General features: G+C 42.7%; 19 protein-coding genes. 6 read left to right on the top strand and 13 right to left on the bottom strand.

Annotated elements, in window-relative coordinates; all coding sequences use genetic code 11:
- The first annotated feature begins 106 nt into the window (after positions 1–106).
- Positions 107–1,999, top strand: a complete 1,893-nt coding sequence (gene serA, locus G460_RS0103075) for a phosphoglycerate dehydrogenase (protein ID WP_026953994.1) — start codon at positions 107–109, stop codon at positions 1,997–1,999.
- 37 nt (positions 2,000–2,036) lie between these two features.
- Here the strand turns inward: serA and G460_RS0103070 are convergent, their stop codons facing one another.
- The 3 genes from G460_RS0103070 to G460_RS21315 all read right to left on the bottom strand — a co-directional run bounded on the left by G460_RS0103070 (position 2,037) and on the right by G460_RS21315 (position 4,730).
- The gene (locus G460_RS0103070; protein ID WP_245578689.1) at positions 2,037–2,483 is read right to left on the bottom strand and encodes a DinB family protein; all 447 of its coding nucleotides are present in this window, start codon (positions 2,481–2,483) and stop codon (positions 2,037–2,039) included.
- 2 nt (positions 2,484–2,485) lie between these two features.
- On the bottom strand, positions 2,486–3,316 hold the full coding sequence (locus tag G460_RS0103065) for an N-acetylmuramidase domain-containing protein (protein ID WP_026953992.1): 831 nt from the start codon (positions 3,314–3,316) through the stop codon (positions 2,486–2,488).
- Between the two features lie 73 nt (positions 3,317–3,389).
- Positions 3,390–4,730 carry a DEAD/DEAH box helicase gene (locus G460_RS21315; RefSeq protein WP_035463791.1) on the bottom strand — a complete coding sequence of 447 codons (1,341 nt, stop codon included), beginning with the start codon at positions 4,728–4,730 and terminating at the stop codon, positions 3,390–3,392.
- Positions 4,731–4,921: 191 nt separating this feature from the next.
- Here G460_RS21315 and G460_RS0103055 point away from each other — a divergent pair, with 191 nt between their 5' ends.
- From G460_RS0103055 to G460_RS0103040, 4 genes are all read left to right on the top strand, one after another.
- Positions 4,922–5,977, top strand: a complete 1,056-nt coding sequence (locus G460_RS0103055) for a carboxypeptidase-like regulatory domain-containing protein (protein ID WP_026953991.1) — start codon at positions 4,922–4,924, stop codon at positions 5,975–5,977.
- 18 nt (positions 5,978–5,995) lie between these two features.
- The gene (locus G460_RS0103050; RefSeq protein WP_026953990.1) at positions 5,996–7,864 is read left to right on the top strand and encodes a gamma-glutamyltransferase family protein; all 1,869 of its coding nucleotides are present in this window, start codon (positions 5,996–5,998) and stop codon (positions 7,862–7,864) included.
- Between the two features lie 65 nt (positions 7,865–7,929).
- The gene (locus G460_RS0103045) at positions 7,930–9,375 is read left to right on the top strand and encodes an amidohydrolase (protein ID WP_026953989.1); all 1,446 of its coding nucleotides are present in this window, start codon (positions 7,930–7,932) and stop codon (positions 9,373–9,375) included.
- Positions 9,376–9,644: 269 nt separating this feature from the next.
- Positions 9,645–10,094: a DUF4440 domain-containing protein gene (locus G460_RS0103040; protein ID WP_026953988.1), complete on the top strand. Its 450-nt coding sequence runs from the start codon at positions 9,645–9,647 to the stop codon at positions 10,092–10,094.
- A 1-nt stretch (position 10,095) separates the two neighbouring features.
- On the opposite strand, the gene G460_RS0103035 is transcribed toward G460_RS0103040, so the two are convergent.
- The 6 genes from G460_RS0103035 to G460_RS21310 all read right to left on the bottom strand — a co-directional run bounded on the left by G460_RS0103035 (position 10,096) and on the right by G460_RS21310 (position 13,872).
- Entirely contained in the window at positions 10,096–10,440 is a 345-nt protein-coding gene (locus tag G460_RS0103035) for a hypothetical protein (RefSeq protein ID WP_026953987.1), read from the bottom strand.
- 1 nt (position 10,441) lies between these two features.
- Complete coding sequence (locus tag G460_RS0103030) at positions 10,442–10,783, bottom strand: hypothetical protein (RefSeq protein WP_026953986.1); 342 nt, start codon at positions 10,781–10,783, stop codon at positions 10,442–10,444.
- A 1-nt stretch (position 10,784) separates the two neighbouring features.
- Positions 10,785–11,126, bottom strand: coding sequence for a hypothetical protein (locus G460_RS0103025; RefSeq protein WP_026953985.1), 342 nt, complete (start codon positions 11,124–11,126; stop codon positions 10,785–10,787).
- 70 nt (positions 11,127–11,196) lie between these two features.
- Positions 11,197–12,867 carry a DUF6909 family protein gene (locus G460_RS0103020; protein ID WP_026953984.1) on the bottom strand — a complete coding sequence of 557 codons (1,671 nt, stop codon included), beginning with the start codon at positions 12,865–12,867 and terminating at the stop codon, positions 11,197–11,199.
- A 153-nt stretch (positions 12,868–13,020) separates the two neighbouring features.
- Positions 13,021–13,599 (bottom strand): peptide-methionine (S)-S-oxide reductase MsrA, encoded by a 579-nt coding sequence (gene msrA / locus G460_RS0103015; RefSeq protein ID WP_026953983.1) that lies wholly within the window; start codon positions 13,597–13,599, stop codon positions 13,021–13,023.
- A gap of 33 nt (positions 13,600–13,632) precedes the next feature.
- Complete coding sequence (locus G460_RS21310; RefSeq protein ID WP_051315891.1) at positions 13,633–13,872, bottom strand: DUF3253 domain-containing protein; 240 nt, start codon at positions 13,870–13,872, stop codon at positions 13,633–13,635.
- Positions 13,873–14,022: 150 nt separating this feature from the next.
- Between G460_RS21310 and G460_RS0103005 the strand changes: the two genes are divergently transcribed.
- On the top strand, positions 14,023–16,029 hold the full coding sequence (locus G460_RS0103005; protein WP_035463789.1) for an LTA synthase family protein: 2,007 nt from the start codon (positions 14,023–14,025) through the stop codon (positions 16,027–16,029).
- Positions 16,030–16,042: 13 nt separating this feature from the next.
- Here the strand turns inward: G460_RS0103005 and G460_RS0103000 are convergent, their stop codons facing one another.
- The 4 genes from G460_RS0103000 to G460_RS0102985 are packed head-to-tail and all read right to left on the bottom strand — an operon-like array spanning position 16,043 to position 21,421.
- Positions 16,043–17,212 carry a hypothetical protein gene (locus tag G460_RS0103000; protein ID WP_026953981.1) on the bottom strand — a complete coding sequence of 390 codons (1,170 nt, stop codon included), beginning with the start codon at positions 17,210–17,212 and terminating at the stop codon, positions 16,043–16,045.
- Entirely contained in the window at positions 17,213–18,442 is a 1,230-nt protein-coding gene (locus G460_RS0102995) for a YaiO family outer membrane beta-barrel protein (protein WP_026953980.1), read from the bottom strand.
- Entirely contained in the window at positions 18,439–19,902 is a 1,464-nt protein-coding gene (locus tag G460_RS0102990) for a glycosyltransferase family 2 protein (RefSeq protein ID WP_026953979.1), read from the bottom strand. The genes G460_RS0102995 and G460_RS0102990 overlap by 4 nt, the downstream gene beginning before the upstream one ends.
- Entirely contained in the window at positions 19,895–21,421 is a 1,527-nt protein-coding gene (locus G460_RS0102985) for a hypothetical protein (RefSeq protein ID WP_026953978.1), read from the bottom strand. The genes G460_RS0102990 and G460_RS0102985 overlap by 8 nt, the downstream gene beginning before the upstream one ends.
- Positions 21,422–21,423 lie beyond the last annotated feature (2 nt).

Below are 21,423 nucleotides of genomic sequence, written 5' to 3'. Positions count from 1 at the left end.
GAATTTATCGGTCAAGAAAACTTTTTAAAACAATTTTCGCAACAAATCTTCCGATTCATTAACAATACCTTAATTTTACAGGCAATACTACAAATAGACCCTACCCATGCCTCAAACCAAAAAATTCATCATTGATTTTGACAGCACCTTTACCCAAGTAGAAGCCCTTGATATATTGGGAGAAATCTCTCTTGACGGAGACCCAAAAGCCGGTGACAAGCTCCAGGCAATCAAAGACATCACAGACCGGGGAATGGAAGGTTCGGTGACCTTTCGAGAAAGTTTAGAACAACGATTAGAAATCCTTCAAGCTACCAAATCTCAGATATCTGACTTGGTCGATGCCTTGAGAAAGAAAGTTTCCAAATCTTTTGAAAGGAATAAAGAGTTTCTCCAAGAAAATGCGGAAGATATCTATATCGTATCCAATGGATTCAAAGATTTCATCATCCCTATCGTAGGAGAGTTCGGGATCAAAAAAGAAAATGTCTTTGCCAATGATTTCGTGTATGATGAGCAGGGAAATATTGTAGATTTCAATCGCGAAAATCCACTCTCCAAAAACAACGGAAAAGCAGAAACCATCAAAAAAATCAATTTAGATGGCGATATTTATGTGATTGGAGACGGCTATACCGACTACGAAATCAAAGCTTCGGGACTGGCAAATAAATTTTATGCCTTTACCGAAAATATCCATCGGGACAAAGTGACCTCCAAAGCGGATCATGTCGCTCCCAGTCTTGACGAAATCCTATACATCAATAAATTGAACACGAAGTTTTCATACCCAAAAAGCCGGATCAAAGTCCTTTTATTGGAAAATGTCCATCCTATCGGCGTTGACCTACTCAAAGAGGAAGGCTACCAAGTCGAGGTGGTTCCTTCTGCCATGAGTGAAGAAGAACTTTGCGAAAAGATCAAAAATGTATCTATCATCGGCATTAGATCCAAGACTAATATCACGAAGAAAGTTCTGGAAAATGCAAACAGGCTGATTGCAGTTGGCGCATTTTGTATCGGTACCAACCAGATTGATCTGGAAACTTGTCAAGAGAAAGGAATTGCAGTATTCAATGCACCTTTTAGCAATACCCGCTCGGTCGTAGAGATGGCAATCGCGGAGATTATCTTTTTGATGAGAAATTTCCATGACAAATCTCACTCCATGCACCAGAGCAAATGGGACAAATCCGCCACAGGTAGCTTCGAGATCAGAGGCAAAAAACTTGGGATTGTTGGCTATGGAAATATCGGAGCTCAGCTTTCTGTCCTGGCAGAAAATATGGGGATGAATGTGTTTTACTACGATGTGGTAGAAAAACTTGCCTTGGGAAATGCAACAAAGTTAGATTCCTTAGATGAGCTCCTAAGCACTTGTGATGTAATCTCTCTCCATGTAGACGGTAGAAAAGACAACAAATGCCTGATCGATGCTGAGAAGATTAAGAAAATGAAGGAAGGCGCTTATTTGGTAAACCTCAGCCGTGGTCATGTAGTAGAAATTCCTGCACTGAAGGAAGCTATCCTTTCAGGACATCTTGCAGGCTGCGCGGTGGACGTATTCCCTGAGGAGCCTAAAAATAATTCTGAGCCATTTGAATCTGAATTGAAAGGACTACCAAACACCATCCTGACACCACACATCGGAGGGAGTACTTTGGAAGCTCAAGAGAACATTGCTCGATTTGTGCCAGGCAAAATCATGGAATATGTGAATACCGGAAATACCTTCAACTCTGTTAATTTCCCGAACATCCAATTGCCATTCTTAAAAGATGCACATCGACTGATTCACATCCACCAGAATGAGCCAGGAGTTTTGGCCAAAATCAATCAGGTGCTGGCAAATTTTGAAATCAACATCAATGGTCAATACCTAAAAACCAATGAAAAAATCGGTTATGTGATTACAGACATCGACAAAGCCTATACTTCCGAAGCTATAGAAGCACTCAAATCCATCCCTGGTACGATCCGATTTAGGATTTTGTATTAAGAAAATAAAAGAGCTCCAATGGAGCTCTTTTTTACTTTTAGGCGGGTTCCAAAACCCTCCGTAGATAATTGATCTGCCCTAGATGATAGTCAAAATGCCCGTAAAGATGAATGAGGAAAAAGGAGTAAGTCATCGGTTTACCAAACTTTTCATGCGGGTAAACTTCATCCAAATTTGCTCCTGAGAGTCCCTCAAGGCTACTTTTTACCTGAGTAATGACCAAGTGTATCTCTTCCAGCATCTTCTCTCTTGCCACTCCTTTTCCACCAAACTCAAATTCTCTATCTCTTACATAGGCGAAACCTCCCATTTCATGACAGATGAATGCCCGGAGATTTCCTATAAGATGGAGAGCAAGATTTCCCGCACTATTGCTGATAGCCCCTTCAGTTTTCCAAAGGTTTTCCTCGTGCTGAAAAGTTTCCAATTCAGTCTTAAGACGGTTCAGATCCCGCACGAAAACTTCTATCAAAGATTCAATCATAATTAGGAGTTTGTATTAAAACGTTCGTATGCTTTCTTCATTTTGGAATCATAGTGATTGAGGGCCTGAGCAGGGCCATTGTAGCACTCTGCGAATTTGGTCCAATCCAAATTCCGTAAATGCTTCATACAACCATAGGTTTGCAAATATTTACCAAAAGCCTCCAGATGATTGCGTTCGTGTCCTGCCATTTCATCTGCAAATTGCTGAACTGACGAGTAGCCCAAAGCCTCAGCATGAAAACCCATAATCTGATAGCTTCCCCAAGAGCAAGAAGCCAAAGCAGCTTCATTGTAATTTTCCGAGTCACCCAGGCCCTTGGCTTTTTCTAGTCTTTCGTATTCCCTAATTCCTCCTAGGTAATGCTGTTTTGTCCAGCTGGGATAGAGTACATCTGCATTAGAAAAATTTGAGATTGCTTTAGGATCAATCCCCCGCTTCTTTAATTCTCTCCAAAAAACATGGCCTTCAAATAAGATCTTGGGTTTTCCATCTATCAAAAAACCCTTTCCACTGCTCTCTACTTCATTTACTGCCTTGACTGCCGCCAGTTTAAGTTCATGCTTCTCGGCAAAATTGATTAGGTCATTTTCTTCGAGAAACTTATCCCCAAAAGCTTCTGCAGGTCGCGTTTTAGACAAAAGCACAGTCCATGTCTTCACTCCTACCTTCCCATCTATTACCAGCTGATTCTTAGTTTGGAAATCTTTAACCGCCTCTTCCGTCTCCAGCCCAAAATATCCAGAGGCAGTTAGTTCATAGCCACATTTCTCTAGAAGCTCCTGCAAAAAAGCGACACTGGAACCTCTGCTTCTATATTTGATAAAGTCCATCAATCAAAAATTTTAAGATCCATGATCAAAGTCTTGAGAAGCTAAGGATTTTTCATACCAAAATCAACACAGTCTACTCTTCGACCACATTCTTCCTTGGACCAAATCTCCCCGGTTTTTTAGAGCCGGCAGGTTTAGTTTGCGGAGAAGGATTTTGAGCTGGAGGAGCTTGTTTTGGCTTGTGATGCGGTTTGGAGGCAGGCTTGCTTCCTTTCTTTTTGAAATTCGGTTTACGGTTTTTGTTTTTGGGACCACTGGACTTTTTAGGCTCGCGGCTGTAGACCGGACCAGCTTCCAATCCTTCAGGAAGCTCATTTTGGGTAACTTCCATCCCAATCAGATTTTCTATTCTGACAAATTTGTACTGGTCTTTGGGATTGACAAAGGTGATGGCCTCTCCTTCTTTATCAGCACGTGCAGTCCTTCCTACCCGGTGCACATAGTCTTCGGGATCACTAGGCGTATCATAATTAATCACGAGCTCAATGCCTACCACATCGATCCCACGGCTGATGATATCAGTACCAATGAGTATTTTGACAGCCTTGTTTTTAAAGGCAGACATGATTTTTTCTCTTTCCACCTGCTCCAAATCCGAATGGAAGGCTTCTACGTCAAATCCACGCTTTAGAGCTTTGAAAAGGTTCTTGACATTTTCTTTTGTAGAAGCAAAAATGATCACTGCCTCATAAGCTTTCTGCGAAAGAATATGCTTGACCAAGTCTACCTTCTGAGTATCATATACAGAATAAAATGACTGGGTGACACCCTCTGCCGTTTTACCGATCGCAATGGAGATCTCTTCAGGCTGATGAAGTATTTTCATGCTAAACTGCCGGATTTTCGGAGGCATAGTGGCTGAAAACAAAATAGTCTGTCTCTTCTTGGGAAGATAATTGACGATTTTCAAAATATCATCCGAAAAGCCCATATCCATCATCCTATCTGCCTCATCGAGGATCAGATGCTGCAATGTATCCAGATTGATTTTTCCGCCTGCCAATAAAGCTATCAATCTCCCCGGTGTCGCCACTACGATCTCAGCGCCTGTTTCCAGTGCTCTCTTCTGCTGCTCCCAGACCACTCCATCTCCACCTCCATATACGGGGATCGAACTGATACCAAGAAAATAGGCAAAGCCCTGAATCTGCTGGTCAATCTGAATAGCAAGCTCCCGAGTAGGAGCCAAAATCAAGGTATTGAGAGTCGAAGAACCAGATTCACAAATTTTATTGAGAACAGGGAGGATAAATGCAGCAGTCTTACCGGTACCCGTTTGTGCACAGGCAATCAAATCTTTTTCTTCTAATATGACCGGTATTGCTTTTTCCTGAATCGGCGTAGGCTGTTCGAAACCCATAGCATCCAACCCTTCCTGCAAGGCTGGTTCAAACTTAAATGAAGAGAAATCCAAAGTGGAGTATAATTAATAGGTAAAAGAAAAGAGACTTAGCTCTTTCCAAATATAAGAGTAAATCGTTCAGATTGCCAGTTCGCTATCAGTTGATTCCAAAGTAGTAGGATTTTAATCCATTGTATTGGATTGATTATATGGTTATCTTTTGCTAATACATTCAAATAGTCCAAAGCTAAATTTGAAAAGCCATGAAAATCACCTCGACATTTTTTCTATTGATTTGGAGTCTTTTCTTTTCTCTCCCTGCCATATCTCAAGAATATAAATTGACAGGTCAAGTAGTGGATTCAGAGACTGGAGCACATTTGGATGGTGTCAGTGTTACTTTGAAAGGTACCATTTATGGTAAAACGAGTGCGGCAGGAGGAAAATTTCAATTTTCAGGATTGGAATCAAATCAATACACGGTCTCGCTTAGCCTAGAAGGATACAATCGGCTGGAGCAAATTGTCAAATTGAACAAGGATACGGATTTGGGGTCGATTATCTTGACTCGATATGGTAGCTCAGGATCAGGTGCAGCACTTCAAAAAAGCATTCGAACTACTAATATTGTCAATTTGCTGAATGAAAGGCCCAATTTCATCGGAGGAAATATGATCATGGGAATCCCTCCAGAACCAAAGACTGTAGAGGGAAACAATTATCTGGACGAGCAGTGGAATCTCGCCTCCATCCTACTCTACCGGGATCAGCAAGTGATGGAAGGGTTTCGGGTCCGCTACAATATTGTTTCCAATATGTTTGAACTGATGGAACCTGAGAACCAATTGATTTCTGTCATGCCGGGTCTTCGTATTCAGAATATCGTTTGGGTGGATTCGACTTACAAGGTTCCCCGCTTTTTTGTCAATGGAATGGACTTTTTGGATGAAGGTGTACCGATTTCTGGCTTCTTTGAGGTGCTAGTAGAAGGTGAAAAGCCGCTGATGCGAAGAACATTGGCTGTATTAAAAGAATCCAATTACAATACTGCATTGATGGTTGGTCAGAAAAATGACGAAATCGTCAAAAGGAATTATTATTATTACTTGCAAGGAAAAAACCTGATGGAAATCCCTAAAAACAGGAAGAAATTTTACCTGATATTTGGAGATCAGGCAGATGAAATCAAAGAATTTGCTGATTCTAACAACCTCGATGTGAAAAAAGCCAGTGATATCTTCAAAGTTTTCACTCACTACAATTCTCAGTTCGAGGGATTTCGCCCCATCATGAGCCAATTACTTGATGAAATAAATTAACCACCATACAGTCACCCTATGAAGAAACTTTACGCCTTTGCAATTTTTATCTGCTCATTCTCCGCTTCTGGACAGGGACTTCCCGGTTTAGGTGTGGGTACTACCCCCAATAATAAACCTATCCTCCATGGAAAAAATTGGGTGGCCATCACCGGAAAGCCTCTTGGGGCTACTGCCGGTGCTTCGATTTTTCAGCAGGGAGGAAATGCCGTAGATGCAGCCTGTGCCATGATAGCAGCTACCAGCACTATGTGGGACGTATTGTCTTGGGGAGGAGAAACTCAGGCTTTGATCTATAATCCCCATACCAAAAAAGTCATCGCTATCAATGCCTTGGGATATGCTCCAACTGGTGCTACTGTCGACTTCTATAAGTCTGAGGGAATGGACTATCCTCCCCAATACGGAACGCTTGCTGCTACTACTCCGGGAACTCCAGGAGGGATAATGACCATGCTGGCAGAGTATGGCACTATGAGTTTGGAGCAAATCCTCAAGCCGTCCATGGATCTTGCAAAAGGTTACCCCATCGAAGCGCAAACAGCCAATGCTATCGAAGCTCAAAAAGCTAGGATCAAGGGATGGCCTTATTCCAAAAAGATCTTTCTACCCCATTTGGGAGAAGAAAGAGAAGCACCTGAAGTAGGAGAAATTTTCGTTCAAGAGGATTTGTACCAAACACTTTCTAAGTTGGTTGAGGCGGAAAGAGAAGCTTTGGCAGCTGGGAAATCTAGAAAAGAGGCTATTTACGCCGCTTATGATCGCTTTTATAAAGGAGATATTGCTAAAGAAATCGTACGAGGAACGAGAGAGCAAGGAGGACTTTTCACAGAAGCTGACTTGGCGAATTGGTCTGTGAAAATCGAAGAGCCTCTTCATGTCAACTACAAAGGAATCGATGTCTATAAACTCCAAGAATGGACTCAGGGACCAGCCTTGCTTCAGTCTTTGAATATTTTGGAAAACTTTGACCTCAAGTCAATGGGATATAATTCGGCCAACTACATCCATACCGTATATCAGGCAATGAGCTTGGCCTTTGCAGATCGAGATTTCTATTACGGAGATCCGGCATTTGTGGATTCGCCGATGGAAGGATTGCTTTCTAAAGAATATGCAAAAGAAAGAGCCAAATTGATTCAAGAATCCAACGATCCGAAAATTGGAGCCGGTGATCCTTATCCATATCAAAATGGCACCAATCCCTATTTGGACCTTTTGAAAAAGAACCAACAAGAGATTGCGGCACTTAGCGTTGATGATTTCAATCAGGAACTAGATCCGCAATTTATTCAAGACTTCCAAAGTGGAACTACCTCTGTGGAAACTGCAGATGCGGAAGGTTGGGTGGTCTCGGTCACTCCTAGTGGGGGTTGGATACCTGCAGTCGTAGCTGGGAATACTGGAGTTGGGCTTTCTCAGCGAATGCAGAGTTTTGTGTTGGATGAGAATCTAAATCCATACAATCTACCAGAACCTGGAAAAAGACCTAGAGTTACATTGACACCTAGTTTAGCTTTGAAAGACGGCAAACCCTTACTTGCCTTTGCTGTGCAAGGTGGGGACTCTCAGGATCAGAATTTACTTCAACTATTTCTGAATATTGTGGAATTCGGCATGGATGTGCAGGAAGCTACCGAAGCCGCCAATTTCAATTCCTACCAGATGCAAAGCTCCTTTGGGGATCATGAGATTCGACCGGGTGCGATAGTTTTAAGAGAAGACACGCCTTCTTGGATCAGCAAGGAACTGTCTCAAAGAGGCTATAAAATAGAGCTTTGGAACAAGACCTCTGGTCCGCTCAATGCTATTTGGTTTGACTGGAAACATGGAAGTTTCTGGGGCGGATCTAGTGACTATGGAGACGATTATGGCATCGCTTGGTAAAAGGTCATTACACAAAGCCCAAAATCACCTTTTTGTCACAACTAAATACCATCAACCAAACAATCATGAAAAAAACCTTACTCCCTGTTTTGGGACTAGCAATCGGCTTGGGATTGCAATTACCTCTCTATGGACAAACGAATGCGCTGAAAGAATCGGTACAAGCTTCAGTTGACGCCCGTTTTTCCGATCTCACCAATCTCAGTGATCAGATTTGGTCCTTTGAAGAAATCGCATTCCAAGAAACACAATCTGCGGCTGCCTTGTCAGACTATGCAGAATCCTTGGGCTTCAAAGTGACCCGAGGTGTCGGTGAGATCCCTACGGCCTTTGTCGCAGAGTACGGATCAGGCAAGCCAATCATTGGAATTTTGGGTGAGTTCGATGCTTTGCCCGGACTTTCCCAAAACAAAGTCCCTTATAAAAGTCCACTCCACGAAGGCGCTCCCGGTCATGGCTGCGGACACAATCTCTTCGGAGTAGCTTCCCTGGGAGCTGCAGCGGCGATCAAAGATTTGATTGATAAAGGCGAGATTCAAGGAACAATACGATTTTATGGAACACCGGCTGAAGAGAAGTTTTTTGGCAAGCTTTGGATGATCCGTGCGGGGCTTTTTGAGGACGTGGATGTGGTGATGGATTGGCATCCGGCTGCCGAGACCAAGGCCGCAGTCCAAAAAGGGCTTGCTTTGGTTGATTTTCAAGTGGAGTTCTTCGGTCAGGCCGCTCATGCCTCTGGAGATCCTTGGAATGGGAGAAGTGCCTCTGATGCCTTGGAATTGTATTCTAATGGGATCAACTATTACAGAGAGCATATCAAGCCTACAGTGAGAATTCACTACCATATCCAAGATGCGGGACAAGTGGTCAATGTCGTGCCGGACTATAGCCGAATCTGGGTACGTGTCAGGGATAGTAGTCGTGATGGTTTGATGCCTGTTTATGAACGAGTGCAGGCCATGGCAGAAGGTGCCGCAATTTTGGCCAATGTCGATTACAAGGTGAGTTTGATTTCTGGAATTCACGAAGTTTTGGTCAACAGAACAGGTTCTGCCGCTTTGCAAAAAAACCTGGAAACACTTGGAGCGATCTCATACACTGAAGAAGAGCAGGAATTCGCCAAAAAAATCCAAGAGGCGACAGAAAAGCCTCAAATAGGTTTGGTATCAGTGATCGAACCTATGGAAGAAACTGCCGAGCATAGCATGGGAGGCAGTACTGATGTGGGTGATGTGAGCTATGTAGTTCCAACGATCCGGCTTTCTGCTACAACAGCTCCAAATGGCACCCCTTGGCATTCTTGGGCGGTAGTGGCTGCCGGTGGTATGTCCATTGGACATAAAGGAATGGCTTACGCTGCGAAAGCTCTTTCCATGACGATGGTGGATCTCTTCCAAGACCCTGAATTGGTGGAAGCTGTCAAGGCTGATTTTAAGGAGCACTTGGGAGATTATGTCTATGAAGGAATGATTCCTGATGGTCCTCCGCCGTTGAAATCCAATTTGCAATAAGCACATGACGCATGGTATCTTTATACCATGCGTTTTGTTTTTCTATCCTTCGATACCACCGCCAAATCCCGTGTCTCCACGGGACTTTTGAATTCTGGTTCATGAAGACACGAACTGAAGCAGTGAGTCGAATTATCCTCCAATGCTAAACACTTCTACAGAGGAAAGGCAATCTATTCGATCCGAATCCATGCAGATTTAAGTGGCTTACAAAAAAGAAGTATGATGTATCTTTATGCCATGCGTTTTTTTAACCCAAATTGACACCTATGAAATCTCTTCTCCTTAGCTTTCTTTTACTCGTTTCTTTCTCTGGATTTGCCCAGGAAAAATCTGATGAAAAAGCAGTTCAGGATCTGATCCAAGGCTCTTTTGATCACTTATTTTCTGAATTTGATTCTGATAGAATTTTTGACTTTTATACCGAGGACTTCTTGCTTTTGGAGCAGGGAGAAGTTTGGGACATGAAAATCATACAGGACTATTTTGCCAAAGCCAAACAGAATGAAAACAGGCCAACTCGCACGAACCGATTTGAGTTTATCAGCACCAAAATCGATGGGAATCGAGCTTGGGTCGCCTATCACAACTATGCAACTATCACCAGAGATGGGCAAGTGATTCGGGAAATCGAATGGCTGGAATCTGCCACTGCTATCAAGACTTCCAAGGGTTGGAGACTAGATATGCTTCACTCTACCCGGATCGAAAAAGAATAGTTCAGTCGATGGACTGGAAGCCCAGATTTAATAGCCTTTCTTTCTGATTTTGAGGAGCTGCTATATAGATTCTATTCCCGGTCGTGCAAGTACAAGCTAGACATACTCCCTCCCTTCCGTCATGAAAAATTGAAGTAACTCTGGCATTTTTCACATTCTTATCTTTAAGATAAGATTCTACTGCCTTTATTAGTTTTTCTTCAGTTTCCAAGGGGCCAGTTTGCCATGGATCAGCGCAGCCTGTCTGCTCCCAATAAACCAGTGGATCTGGGTTTTCCTCCTCTTGGCATGCAAAGCTGAGCAGCAGCAAACCCAGCATCAAAAATAGATGTATTTTATTTTTCATCTTATTTCTCGATAAAGCCCAACTCGATCAATTTCTCTTTTTCAGATAAAGGTGCCGAAACGTAAATCCTCATTCCCGTTTTGCAATGACAGGCATAGCAACCCTCCCCGACCCCGTCATTTAGAACAGAAACTACCCTAGCGCTGAGAACTCCTTGTTTTCTGAGGTAGGAATCCACCGATTGTTTCAAATCCGAAGAATCAGACCCTTGGACATCCCATGGATCTGCACAGCCCGTCTGATTCCAATAAAAGTCTGCAAGAACGGGGTCTTTATCCTGCTGGCATGCAAATACAATCATCATCAGGCTTAGATAAAAAGTCAGGAATACATACTTTCTCATCTTACAGTTTGATAAAGCCTAATTGAATCAATTTCTCCTGCTCAGCAAGAGATGCCGATACGTAAATTCTTTTCCCAGTTGTACAGCCACAAGCTTCACAAAAAGGTCCCGATGAAACTGTTTCAATAGCCACAAATCTGGCTCCGAATAGCTTCTGCTCTACAAAATATTCTTCTAAAGCTTCTTTGATTTCAGCTTCCGTACTATTGGAGTTAGCACCCCAAGGATCTGCACAGGCGGTCTGCTCCCAATAGAGGTCCGCATTGATGGGCTTTTCATCATCCTGACAGGAGATCAAAAACAGCGCTATAAGTAAGACAAGAAAAATAGGGAGTCTGTTCATACGTTTCATTTCCTACCCAAGACGAAAAAAGAAGGCCAATCGTAACATTGGCCTTCTTTGAGTGAGAGTTTTATTTGGAAAACAATTTCTCTAAAATCTTATATGTGATCAAGTAAGTAGGCCTCACTCCTTCCATCCCTAAGGCTCCAGAAGCCAATGTGCTTCCTGTTTCCAATGGATTGTCTGAGGCGTAGTAGGCATAGAGAACTTTCACATTGGATCGGATGCTTTTGCGGATCTTGGAGGCAGATTGGATAGCTTTCTGGTAGTGAGCTCCTTCCATCTCCAGGCCTATAGCATTCCAGGAGGATTCCATGAAATAACTGAGAATATCACGGTTTTGCAGCGATGTACCTAATACAGTGACCATACTCCCAGAATATACTCCCAAGCCATAGCCTTCAAAATCAGATTTTTTGAGTTCGTTCTTGAATGGATAATTGTCTGCTGTTCCTTCAAATACGTGGGCATCCGGTATCATCAGATCACCTTTGCCTCCATAGAGAATGCCCGCTTTACCCATAATAGAGGTGGACACCACATTGAGAGAGGTTTGTTGTACTCCCTGTTTGAATGGTTTTAGCAATTCATCAAAACACTCGTAGGCTTGCTCTCCAAACGCATAATCCATCACCACGAAAACAGGTTTTTTATCGGCAGCCTCCGGTAGGACGATTCCGGGCAGGATTTCATTTTTCTCAAACTTGGCCGAATCGATTATTTGAGCACCTATATTGGTCCCAGACTCATCTGGTAGATCCACAAACCCATGTTTGGAAGCGTAGTCGTAAAGAGCTTTCCCATGATTTCCTTTGGCTTTCACAGATACGTCCATCGCTACCTGCTCGATTTCTTCATAAGTACTGGAGCCCAGCTTCTGGTAAGCATAAATCGTATTCAGAACCGAATGGAGATTGGCAGATATAATATGGATTGGCCTTTTGATCAAGCCAAGTTCCTGCAAGTTCATCTTGATCCTTCTGGCCCAAAGTTCCCCGTAGACGTGATGGCCTATTCTTTCACGAAGTGTAGCAGAAAAAGATATCTCACGATCCAAATGATGTTTGGATTCCTCTAGGGCCAGCTTGCCCATGTGATAAACAATACTGAAAAGACTGTTTGAGTTGCTGCTTTTCTCAAATTTCTCTACTGCAACGACCGTTTCTTCATAGGTCCGACCTATCAAATGACTCAAATATGCCGCAGCGGCTTCTCTGTCAAACTCCAGTCCTTTGGCTTCCTTCTGAACGACCTCTTCCAGCATCGTCCAATTGAGTGAAATTTTACTCTTCGGGTCTGTGCTGTTGTTGTAGATCTTATTGGATTCGATATAGAGAAAAGTCAAATGCGTCAGAATATCATATATATCTGATCTGCCTCGGGTCATTTCCACATACATCACCTGCTCATCGAGTCGATAGCAGTTCCTTTTTCTTTTGGCAGGTACCAAAGCTGTCAGATGGGAAGTTTCATAGCCTTCACGGCTAATCAATCGTACAAACCTGCACTCTTCGATCCCGCGAGGAAGTCTCTCCATCACATACAAAAGTCCGTCTAGCTCTACTTTTTCCGGGTCTGTCACCGTACCGTAAATCTCCGGGCTCAGGACTCTCAATGCCTGAACCAAGCTTTCTCCTGAAACCCCCATTGGCTTGTAACTTCCTCTTGTAAAGAGGTGTCTCATTGTGATGTACAAGCGTTCGATAGCTGCTCTTGACTCTTGTGCTCTGGTTCTCTTCATACTTTTTTGAATAGGTTAAATTCAGCAAAGATATCTTGATTTTTTGGATCAACGGTTAAAAAACTGTATAAATATTGGGAAATAGAATGAAAACAGCATGAAGAAAAGAATAATCTATTGTGATTTCTTCTCCTCCATTGCAGCAGCCTAAAACTAATTTTTCAACTTTACTGCAAAGAGCTTCTGGAGCTTTTCCACCTTGGGACGGATTACAAATTGACAGTATGGCTGATGCCCGTTGAGTTTGAAGTAATCCTGATGATAATTTTCAGCCGGATAGAAATTTGAAAAAGGACTGATCTCTGTCACAATTGGATTGGGGAATACCTTCGCCTCATTTAATTTGCTTTTGAGATCCTCCGCTATTTCCTTCTGAATATCAGAATGATAAAAAATAACGGATCGATATTGCGGGCCTACATCTGCTCCTTGCCTGTTCATCGTGGTAGGATCATGTGTCATCCAGAATACCTCCAATAGCTCAACCATGGTGATGATTTTTGGATCAAAAAACACCTGGATCACCTCTGCATGGCCAGTGGTGGCTGTCCCGATTTCTTGATAGCTAGGATGCGCGACATGCCCACCTGCATAGCCTGAAACCACTTTGTAAACTCCTTCTAGTCTCTGAAAAACAGCCTCTGTACACCAAAAACATCCCCCTCCCAAGGTAAGTACATCCTGACCTTTTGGAATTTCTACATCAGTAGTGGGCAATTTCAGTTCATTCATAATTCTTTGCTTTTTTCTAAAACCAAAGGGATTTTATTTTGGTTTCGAAATATAAAAACTACCTACAGGCAAGCAGGTTTTGTCCAAAGATTCTCCATTCTGTGTCAAAATCAATACACCTTCCAAATACATCTCCCAGGCCTTTTGCAAAGTATCAGGGAGAAAAAGCTGCCAATCTTCTGGATACATTGTCTGTACGACCTCCTCTGCAGGAAAGCTGGCCTGCTTATACTTTCGGCACATCTCTAAAATCGCAACTTCTAAAATATCCATGTGTTACTTTCTGTTTTGTCTGGTATACCAAAGGGTACGAAAACCAGTCCATTTCTTTTCAATCTAATTGATATATATCAATCAGACGCTTGAAGATACCCGAATTTGACCTATCTTTTCCCCATCATCCTTTCAAAATTAATCTAGACTATGGCCCAAAAGGCTGCAATTCGATCTACATTACCATATAGATTACGTTCCTTACTCGGAAATTTCTGGGGTACAGCACTGGTATTTTTCATAGCAATGACTCTTCTGAGAGCCACAGAGCTGTATCTGATGTACACTTATCACACGCTTAATCTGGATTTTCGACAGGTCATTTGGGATAGTGTGCTGGCAGATGTCTCTTGGAATTTTTATCTCTTGGGGCTGATCTTTATAGGCTATTTCTTTTTGTCTCTCATTTCTAGGAAGCTTTCTAAAATCATACTTCAGGTTCTGCTCACAGTGTTGATTTTGATTCATTTGGCATTGATGACCTATTTTTTCAAGACCTTACTTCCTTTGGGCGATGATCTTTTTGCCTATAGCTGGCAAGATCTACAGATCACGCTGCAGGCATCCGGGACTTGGAATATCAAAACCCTGATCGGTGCCTTACTAGCCATCGGCTTATTTATGTTTTTATTTGAGGTTGGAACTCGGATTTTTCGATTTTCTCTGACTACATACGGTGTTATGACCGGCGTATTGATTGTCGGAGCCATTGGTTTTGGGATCTGGGATGCTGACTCTAAATCCTTCAGCAGTGAGATGGAGCAAAATCTCGAATTGAATAAAACCCGGTTTTTGACTGAGAAGTCATTTGACTACCTGATGTATGGAGGTGAATACTACTTTGATTTTTATCTCCGGACGAGTCATGATGACCTATTGATCCAAAAAGAATATGTGGATGACTCCTACCCTTTTTTACACGAAGCAAATTATCCGGACGTATTGAGTCCTTATTTTGACTCCTTGCAGCAGGCTCCACACTTGGTCTTCATTTTTGTAGAAAGTTTGGGCCGGGCCTATTCGGGAAAAGATGCCTATTTGGGAAGTTTTACGCCATTCCTAGACTCTTTGGAACAGCATAGTTTGGTTTGGCTCAATGCCATCTCATCCACCGGACGAACATTTGGCCTGCAGTCAGGGATCTTTGCGGGTCTGCCTTATGGGGAAAAGGGTTTCCTGGAACTATATCAGGAATTTCCAAATCATAAGACACTCCCTGCAATTTTGGGAGAGAATGGCTACGAATTCCGCTATTTCACGGGAGCGGACAAGAATTTTGACCATGTATCAGAATTCATCGAGTACCAGCATCCAGTCGCTGTGGTAGACGAAAAAAACTTTGACGCGAAGTACAGCAAGGCGCCATCAAATTCCGGCAATTACACCTGGGGCTATGGTGATAAAGAGCTTTTCTTGAACGGGATGGAAAAACTGGCTTTTCCATTTACCCAACCTCAGATCATGGCATTTCAAACACAGACTTCCCACGATCCCTACCTGGTGCCACAGCGGGAATATTATGAGCAGAAGTTTGACCGTCATCTGGAGGACTACCTCGGTTTTTCCCAATCTAAAATTACAGATTATCAAGCCTATAAGGATATCTATATGACGGTGCTCTATGCTGATGATGCGGTCAAGGATTTTATTCAGGCATACAAGCAAAGACCAGAATTTGCCAATACAATATTCATCATCACAGGAGATCACAGGCTTCCGGAGATACCGATGTCGAGCCGTCTGGATCGCTTTCATGTTCCTTTGATTGTTTACTCTCCACTGATCAAGGATCCTCGATATTTCAGAGGGATGAGTTCACACTTTGAGATCACTCCTAGTTTGCTCGCGTTTTTGGATTCTCAGGTCGGATTGGACATGCCAGTAGAGTCGACTTGGCTCGGTCAGGTGCTGGACACTGCTCAAAACTTCCAGTCTAAAATCGCGATGCCTCTCATGCGTAATAAAAATCAGCTAGTGGATTATATACACGGAGATTTGTTTTACTCAGATGGGCAATTGTACAAGATCTCGGACAACTTGAATATCGATCCACTGGAATCGCCTCAGGACTTGAATCAGCTTCTTGGAGAGTTTGAAGACTTCAAGAACAAAAACAATTACATGGTTCAGACCAGAAAGCTCTTTCCTGAAGAGTAAAACCTGCTGCTTCTTATTTCTCCACTCGGTCCAGAATCTGTCTGATGAGTGGCAAATAATAATTCCAAAAAAAGCTTTGCCGATCTCTGTAATTCAAGGGAGAATAAAGTCCACGAAATAAGAAGGGAAGTCCTTTGAAATGGGCTGAACCAAGATTCTGTCTCATATCCGAGAAATCTCCAGTAAAATAATACTGCTGGCCTTTTCCGTTGTTTTGGACGACGGCAGCCGGAAAAAAGCGGGGAAGCCCCATCTCCTTCAATCGCTCCATGCCCTGAGCTGTTGGACCTATATCAAAGTAGGAAATGACCTCATAGCCCCGATCGATAAACACCACTTCAAACCAGTCCGGATAAGGGACGATTTCTGGTAGCTTAAACTCAGGCTTGTTGAAATGCTGCGTTCTGATCAAAGGGACAGTTTGCTCAAACTCGACACCTTGACGGAAAATCTCGATTTCACCAGTCTCGTGAACAAAGACTAAGCCTGGACCTACAAATCCCCATTGCTCATCGTTTTGCTCCAGGTAATTATTGACCAGCCAGTTTGGCAATTCATCATTGGCTAAGGTGTCCAACTCGTCAAAATAGCGAGCAATCCATCCAGTCCATTTTAAGCCCATCAATAACTCAAATTGGGCCCGGTTATTCAAAGTTGTGGGAGAAGCCATCGTATTGTATTCAGCGATGATGACCTTTTCCTGCTTCTTGGCCTGGGCCAAGAGATTGATTTCTTTTTGATCCAGACCTCCATAGACTTTGTTGGAAAACTCATCCGGATCCATCACCTCGTCAAAGTCATTTTCATATACCCCGTAGGTATCCGTCAGATATAGCACATCTGCCTCTTTGGCCAACTCAATCAGCTCCCCTTCGCTATGCTTTGACAGGTCTTGAACTGTCCCTTTCTTTCGTTCCTGCACATTCGGGAAATAGCCAAAATAGTCTCGGGATTCTTCGTAAAAACTATTGTCTTCCTTGACGATCTTATCATACTCCAGCGCCCAAAAAAGACCATGATGCTCTCCAAAGCGCTGGTTAGGCACAGTCTTATCTACTACCAAAATATTCAGTTCTTGGGTCGGAAAAAGCCACCATACTACATAGCTGGCAACCGGAATGATCACCAAAACCACCAATACTGGCCAAAGCCGTCCTAAAAATACTTTTAACTCATTTCCCATCTAGAATCTATATTCTGTACCCAAAGAGAAATTCAAATTGTCCCGAGTGACTGTAGGAGAAAGCTCATCACGAGTAAACCCCGTGAAACCATAAATCATAAAGCGCTCTGTCAACAACTGCTGATAGCCCAAGCGGATGCGGTAGGAATTGAGCAACTGCGTCTGATCCCTCGTTTCTTCATCAGGAGATACTCCTGTACTGACTTGGAAGGAGAAGTAATCTTCGGCTGTCTTGAAATAATACCTTCCCTGTAGATTGCCCGATGTGCTGGTACCGTCATCTTCGGATGGAATGACATTCAAGCGGAGGTTAAACCACCAATTGCCAACATATTTACCCAATGAAGCCGTCGCAATATGTGTAGCTTCCGTAAATCCCAAATACCGGTATCCGCCCTCTATTTCCCAAGCTTTAGGAAGATTGAAGTAAATAGATGTCCCAACTCTAAGTTTTGGAAAAAAGCCAGCACCGGATCCTCCGACATTGATATAGGCGTAAGAGTTTTCCCCCAAAGAAGGATAGGCATCTAGCTCGACCAAAGTCCCAAAATCATCAAACCTCACACTTTGTGTAACTCTTCCGATGATCGTTCCAGTCAGTTTGGTTCTGGCTCGACCATAGACAGACCACGTATGCCACGGGGTAATATCTCCAAAATAGGTATCGTAATCATAAGTGGCACCCACAGCGAGGTTTCTTCTCAGACGTTGCAGATTTTGGATATAGCCAAGCAATCCTTCTTGATTGTATCCCTCATCAAAGAGCTTTTCCGCCATTTCATAAGCTGTATCATACTCTTCCCGATAGTAATATAAGCGGGATTCTCTGTATCGGATTTCTTGAGGCAACTGTCCCTGAAAGTTTTGTCTGGCGATCTCTAGGACCTCATCGGCTCTTTCATATTCATCATCCCAGAGAAGATTGTCTAGGTTGGCAGCATAAGCATCTGCATAGTCTGGGTCAGCTACGATAGCCCGGTCGAGATAGATTCTCGCCGAATCGTTTTTTCCTTCCCACGCGTAGCTTCTCCCTACCAGAATCAGAATATCTGCATAAGTAGGGTATTGATCCAAGGCTCTAAAAGCTATCTTCCTGCCTTCTTGATATTTGCCATCCAGAATCAATCCGCGTGCTTCAAAATAAAGTTCATCCGGATCAAAGCTATCTTGGGCCCTGACTATCCCTGTCAGTCCCAAACAAAAGAATAAAATCAGGATACTATTTTTCATACTGTATTGGATTGCGAATTGATATTTTTTCTATCCTCAGCGGTTTTAAAGCCAGTACGGATCATTTTTCCCCAGCCACCTTTGCCGATGATAAAGTCGATATGACCTCTCAGTCCCCAAAGTACCACCTTGGGATGGATAATAAATGGCTCCAGAAGAATCAGCCAAATAAGTCTTTTCAGATCTTTTTTGTCCTTGTAGTTATTGAAAGCGATCTGCTCATACAGCACACTAAATGAGGATACCAACATGGAAAGCAGGAAAACCATCAATAGCAGAGCCATAAAATACAGCGCAGAAAAATCCCCTATCAACACCAAAACCAGTGTATACAGTAGCCCTACCAATTCCAAAATCGGAGCAAACTTCTCAAATATGGACCAAAATGGATAAGAGATTGTACCGAGTATGCCAAATCGAGTATTGAAACCGATTTTCCGATGAAGCTGTAGTGTTTCAATAGTTCCCCTCATCCATCGGTTTCTTTGACGGGACAGGATGTCCTCATCTTCAGGCACCTCCGTCCAGCATAGTGGATCTGGGATAAAGCTCACCTTGTAGGGAATCTTTTTCTCTTCCATGTATCGCCTCATTCGTACGACCAACTCCATATCCTCTCCCACTGTTTTTGGGAAATATCCTCCGACAGCCATGACCAAGTCTCTTTTGAAAAAGCCAAAAGCACCGGAAATCAACATCAAACCGTTGATTCGGCTCCAAGCCATCCTTCCCATCAAAAAGGCACGGCAATATTCCACTACTTGAAATCTACCCAAGGAACTCTCTGGAGCGCGATATTTTGTCACAGTGCCATCCTTGACATCACAGTTATTAGCGATACCAATAGCCCCACCTACTGCGATCACTTTTTTATTGGTTTCCTCCATGAATGGCCTCACCATCCGGGTGATCGAGTCACTGGACAGAATACAATCCACATCGATACAGGCCAAAAGCTCCATTTGGGAGATATTGATCCCGGCATTCAGTGCATCTGCCTTCCCTCCGTTTTCTTTATCGACGACGATCAGTCTTCTGTAGCTTTTATTGGGAGATTTATAGATTCCTCTGATTGCCTGCGTCTCAATCTCTGGCTCAAAGGCATAATCCGTCTTTTTCAATTCAAAGGCATCTATCAGCTTTTGGAGAGTTTCATCCTTGGAGCCGTCATTGATAATGATGACCTCAAACCTGCCGTAATGCAAGGACATTAAGCTTTTGGCATTTTGGACGATATTGGAAGCTTCATTGAAAGCTGGTGCCAAAATAGAAACCCCTGGTGCTATCGGGGAAGTGATGATGTCCTGGTAGTCAGCGAATTTATTTTTCTTGAGAAAATCCCTCATTTCCAGTGCACTCAGGATCATGATCAAGAGATAGACAATGATCACAGAGAAACTCAGGATCATGAAAAAGATCCCGAATACTTCTATCAAAAAGTAAAAAAGAAAATTATACATGGCTCAATACAGGGTCAAAGAGATGGGCCTTTATTTTCAAATTTTCCTCCATAGGAAAATCACTCACAAACTGCTCAAACCTTGCTGGATTAAGCTTCAGTAGACTATTCAATAGTATTTTCCGGATTTTAAATTCTGGATTTTCAGTAATCAATAGGATAATAATATCCTCAGATTCTTCATTCCCCAAGTTACCGGCACATTTGATCGCTTCTTTTTTGAGTTCCGGATGATTGGATTTCATACAGCTATTGATAAAATCTACCTCCATATGGGCTCCAAGTGAATCATATGTCTTGATCAGTTCCACTCGTTCTTCTAGACTGACCTTTTCATTGATTTCATGCAGTTCCTGAATCAGATCCACTCTCCCAAGCATTCGAACCAGCTTGAACCCAAACTCTCTAACACTTTGATTAGTAGATCCAAATAATTTTGATATCTGAAGTGATTTGCTTGGAGCTATGTATTTGATAATGCGTAGGTAGTGCATCTGCTGCCAGTCGGAAAGCGGATAATTCTGATCCCGCAGAAAGTTGAGATCTACTTTTTCGGCAATGTTCAATAGCGTAGCACCTGCCAGAGATCTTACATGGAAATTGCTGGAATTGACATGCTCTTTGACCAATGGCAAGAGCATCTTCAGGTCCATTTCATTTACTTGTACCAGACCTCGGGCGATTTTCTCCCATTTTCTATGTTCGAGATTTTGTCGCGTGATCTCAATCAATCCAAACTTCTGATACAGCAATTTGAGCTTGTCCTTGAAGTCACCTTTCATTTTTTTGTTGAGACCGATGATTTTATCGATCAATACGATTTTGAAAAGTTTCCTTTGGATAATCCCATCTTGGAAAATTGCATCAGCCTCTGCCTTCGACATTTCATTGATTTGATCCACTGACTTCTCAAATAACAGACTCGTCAAAGGCCCTATGATTTCATTTTCAAAATCTTTGATTTGCTCCTCTCTTTGATTTCGCCTCTTTTTGAAAATCAGCATAAAAATAATCATAGAAACAGCCGCCAAGACAAAAAACACATTGATCAGAGTCACTCCAAACAGCTGATTGTCTGAGAGTAGTAGGTTTTTGTAGGCCTCAATGGGTTGATAGTGATAGCGGTTGGCTATCAGAACAAGATCCCGATCTGTAGATTTTTGATTTTGGGCATAGACAAAATCTCCCGTGTCAACCAGTGTTTCCAGAAAACGATAGACTCCATCAATAGATGATTTTTCACCAAAAACATAGAATTGCAACTCGACCGAGTTCTCAGGTATTTCTGAAACCAAGGATTCCAGTTGAGCCCCATTTTCGAAGTCTGGGGACAAATATCCCCTTTCATTTCTGGTCCAAAGAAAAGTAGAATCAATAACCTGCTGACTCTCTGGCAGCTCCTCCCCCAACACTTGGATTCTGTAGCTTAGATTGGGTATGTAGGCATGGTTTTTCAGTTCTTCTACAAGAGAAACTGAATCAGGCAAAATATCTCTCACACCTTGGGAATAAAGGTCCAAGG

The organism is Algoriphagus vanfongensis DSM 17529, from assembly GCF_000429465.1.
GTDB classification, from domain to species: Bacteria; Bacteroidota; Bacteroidia; order Cytophagales; family Cyclobacteriaceae; genus Algoriphagus; species Algoriphagus vanfongensis.
This window is presented reverse-complemented; position numbering and strand designations above follow the sequence as displayed.

What these genes read in the sequence shown, in the direction of transcription:
- G460_RS0103005 (WP_035463789.1), top strand. Translation starts at nt 14,023, where the DNA reads ATGGCCCAAAAGGCTGCAATTCGATCTACATTACCATATAGATTACGT.
- G460_RS0103070 (WP_245578689.1), bottom strand. Translation starts at nt 2,483, where the DNA reads ATGATTGAATCTTTGATAGAAGTTTTCGTGCGGGATCTGAACCGTCTT.
- G460_RS0103045 (WP_026953989.1), top strand. Translation starts at nt 7,930, where the DNA reads ATGAAAAAAACCTTACTCCCTGTTTTGGGACTAGCAATCGGCTTGGGA.
- G460_RS0102990 (WP_026953979.1), bottom strand. Translation starts at nt 19,902, where the DNA reads ATGTATAATTTTCTTTTTTACTTTTTGATAGAAGTATTCGGGATCTTT.
- G460_RS0103040 (WP_026953988.1), top strand. Translation starts at nt 9,645, where the DNA reads ATGAAATCTCTTCTCCTTAGCTTTCTTTTACTCGTTTCTTTCTCTGGA.
- G460_RS0103030 (WP_026953986.1), bottom strand. Translation starts at nt 10,783, where the DNA reads ATGAGAAAGTATGTATTCCTGACTTTTTATCTAAGCCTGATGATGATT.
- msrA (WP_026953983.1), bottom strand. Translation starts at nt 13,599, where the DNA reads ATGAATGAACTGAAATTGCCCACTACTGATGTAGAAATTCCAAAAGGT.
- G460_RS21310 (WP_051315891.1), bottom strand. Translation starts at nt 13,872, where the DNA reads ATGGATATTTTAGAAGTTGCGATTTTAGAGATGTGCCGAAAGTATAAG.
- G460_RS0103035 (WP_026953987.1), bottom strand. Translation starts at nt 10,440, where the DNA reads ATGAAAAATAAAATACATCTATTTTTGATGCTGGGTTTGCTGCTGCTC.
- G460_RS0103020 (WP_026953984.1), bottom strand. Translation starts at nt 12,867, where the DNA reads ATGAAGAGAACCAGAGCACAAGAGTCAAGAGCAGCTATCGAACGCTTG.
- G460_RS0103065 (WP_026953992.1), bottom strand. Translation starts at nt 3,316, where the DNA reads ATGGACTTTATCAAATATAGAAGCAGAGGTTCCAGTGTCGCTTTTTTG.
- G460_RS0103000 (WP_026953981.1), bottom strand. Translation starts at nt 17,212, where the DNA reads ATGGGAAATGAGTTAAAAGTATTTTTAGGACGGCTTTGGCCAGTATTG.
- G460_RS0103025 (WP_026953985.1), bottom strand. Translation starts at nt 11,126, where the DNA reads ATGAACAGACTCCCTATTTTTCTTGTCTTACTTATAGCGCTGTTTTTG.
- serA (WP_026953994.1), top strand. Translation starts at nt 107, where the DNA reads ATGCCTCAAACCAAAAAATTCATCATTGATTTTGACAGCACCTTTACC.
- G460_RS0103055 (WP_026953991.1), top strand. Translation starts at nt 4,922, where the DNA reads ATGAAAATCACCTCGACATTTTTTCTATTGATTTGGAGTCTTTTCTTT.
- G460_RS0102995 (WP_026953980.1), bottom strand. Translation starts at nt 18,442, where the DNA reads ATGAAAAATAGTATCCTGATTTTATTCTTTTGTTTGGGACTGACAGGG.
- G460_RS0103050 (WP_026953990.1), top strand. Translation starts at nt 5,996, where the DNA reads ATGAAGAAACTTTACGCCTTTGCAATTTTTATCTGCTCATTCTCCGCT.